We start from the raw sequence: 2682 nt of genomic DNA on the forward strand, positions 1-2682 counted from the left end.
AGTCCCTCTAAGAAGCCAGCGTACTGCCAAAGCAATACGGGCTATTTAGCAGGTTAAGGTCTCGTTCGTTATCGCAATTAAGCAGACAAATCACTCCACCAACTAAGAACGGCCATGCACCACCACCCACAAAATCAAGAAAGAGCTCTCAATCTGTCAATCCTCATTGTGTCTGGACCTGGTGAGTTTCCCCGTGTTGAGTCAAATTAAGCCGCAGGCTCCACCCCTGGTGGTGCCCTTCCGTCAATTTCTTTAAGTTTCAGCCTTGCGACCATACTCCCCCTGGAGCCCAAGCACTTTGATTTCTCGTAAGGTGCCGAACGCGTCAAAAAATAACATCGTCCGATCCCTAGTCGGCATAGTTTATGGTTAAGACTACGACGGTATCTGATCGTCTTCGATCCCCTAACTTTCGTTCCTGATTAATGAAAACATCCTTGGCAAATGCTTTCGCAGTAGTTAGTCTTCAATAAATCCAAGAATTTCACCTCTGACAATTGAATACTGATGCCCCCGACTGTCCCTATTAATCATTACGGCGGTCCTAGAAACCAACAAAATAGAACCACACGTCCTATTTCATTATTCCATGCTAATGTATTCGAGCATAGGCCTGCCTGGAGCACTCTAATTTTTTCAAAGTAAAAGTCCTGTTTCCCCGTCACACCCAGTGAAGGGCATGAGGTTCCACAGAGGGAAAGGCCCGGCCGGACCAGTACACGCGGTGAGGCGGACCGGCCAGCCAGGCCCAAGGTTCAACTACGAGCTTTTTAACCACAACAACTTTAATATACGCTATTGGAGCTGGAATTACCGCGGCTGCTGGCACCAGACTTGCCCTCCAATTGTTCCTCGTTAAGGGATTTAAATTGTACTCATTCCAATTACAAGACCCAAAAGAGCCCTGTATCAGTATTTATTGTCACTACCTCCCCGTGTCGGGATTGGGTAATTTGCGCGCCTGCTGCCTTCCTTGGATGTAGTAGCCGTTTCTCAGGCTCCTTCTCCGGGGTCGAGCCCTAACCCTCCGTTACCCGTTGCAACCATGTTTGGCCAATACCCAAACATCGAAAGTTGATAGGGAAGAAATTTGAATGAACCATCGCCGGCGCAAGGCCGTGCGATTCGAGAAGTTATCATGAATCACCAAAGAGCCCAGAGGGCATTGGTTTTTAATCTAATAAATACATCCCTTCCGAAGTCGGGATTTTTAGCATGTATTAGCTCTAGAATTACCACGGTTATCCAAGTAGTAAGGTACTATCAAATAAACGATAACTTATATAATGAGCCATTCGCAGTTTCGCTGTATAATTGCTTATACTTAGACATGCATGGCTTAATCTTTGAGACAAGCATATGACTACTGGCAGAATCAACCAGATAACTATCGTCCGCCGCGGAAAAACGGCAACCGGTGCTGCGAGCAGCGCCGGAGAGATGTCAAGTTCACTGGGTGGCGTCCGGAGACGCGCCGGGCAAAGCACCTGCGGCAGGAGCCGTGGGCGCCGTGCGAGCCGGCAATCCGCTTTCCCACTCATGTGTTCCCCAGCGAAGCCGTCGACCACACTGAGCCCGAACGGGCGGCGTGTGGCCTGGGGCACGCCAGGAGAAGGACTCAGCGCCCGACTTCAGCCATTGCGGCGTCCGGCGGGCGTGGTTGCCTTCCGTTGCTCGATGGTAGAACTCGCCAGAGGCCAGTAATCCACAGAACCCATCCCTACAGCGGCGATTGCCGGGGCATTCGTCGCCTTCAGGGCATCCCCAGTACGCCGTGAAGCCTGAGCGACCGGTTTCGTGGGGGCCGACCAACACTATGAATCCCTCGCTAGCGAGACCGGAGCCTGCAAGCCTGTTCAAGGGACCACGCAATGAAAGTCTTCAAGATATGGTACAGTTGTTTGATTGCGGTTGTGTTGTGGCCGGCCGATTGCTCGACTGGCCACCCGCTCTCACATACCCTCCGAGCTCTCTGGTGGGGCGCCCCCGCCACCCGGCACTCGTTGGCCACTTTTGATTTCCCGCAAAATTCATTTGTATGGCAAATCCAAAAAATCGACTCACGAACATACATTTCCAACAACGCACCACCCCCCCCTCTCGGCGCCGGGTTTCTCGGCACCAGCGCGCCCCCAGGCCTGCCAGCAGCCAGCCCACGTATTTCTTTTGCCCTTGCCGCCGCCCCCAGATGGTACAGGGTAGGTTCAGGGTAGGCCTTACCCTGCACCCCGACACAGGCGCCACCAGGAGGCTTTAGAGGCTAGAAGCGCTATAGGGAGGCCCTGGCCGAAGGCCCTGGCGTACGCTGCTATCGCTATGCCCATCTACGGGGGGCGCTAGAGGGAGCAGGTGGCCGCCAGGCTTGACCAGAAGCCGCACGTAACAAAGCATCAGCCTAGCACTATAACCACCCCGCCCACCTAAAACGCAGCCAGCGCAGCAGGAGTAGTAGGGTAGGCATATAGGCAGGCCCACGCCGCCCTAAAGGGGGCCCCGACCTCTCCTAGGTCGCCCCTATACGCCCGCGGCGGCTTATTTACGTGGTCGTGGGGTCTAGGGTAGGTAGTCCAGGCACCCCTCAGTTACCCTATACCACCATAAGGTATACTAAAATCAACCTACCCGGCAGCATTATAGGGTAGGTCAAAATCAGCTTACCTGGCACCACTATAGGGTAGGACA

General features: G+C 53.5%; 1 rRNA gene (cut by a window edge). It reads right to left on the minus strand.

Annotation, left to right across the window (positions count from 1 at the left end):
- Positions 1 to 1391: ribosomal RNA gene (locus AB0A69_RS33725) — 16S ribosomal RNA — on the minus strand (it extends 414 nt beyond the left edge of the window).
- Positions 1392 to 2682: the final 1291 nt, after the last annotated feature.

Origin of the sequence: Streptomyces sp. NPDC045431, from assembly GCF_040646655.1 — a bacterium.
In the GTDB taxonomy this organism is placed as follows: domain Bacteria; phylum Actinomycetota; class Actinomycetes; order Streptomycetales; family Streptomycetaceae; genus Streptomyces.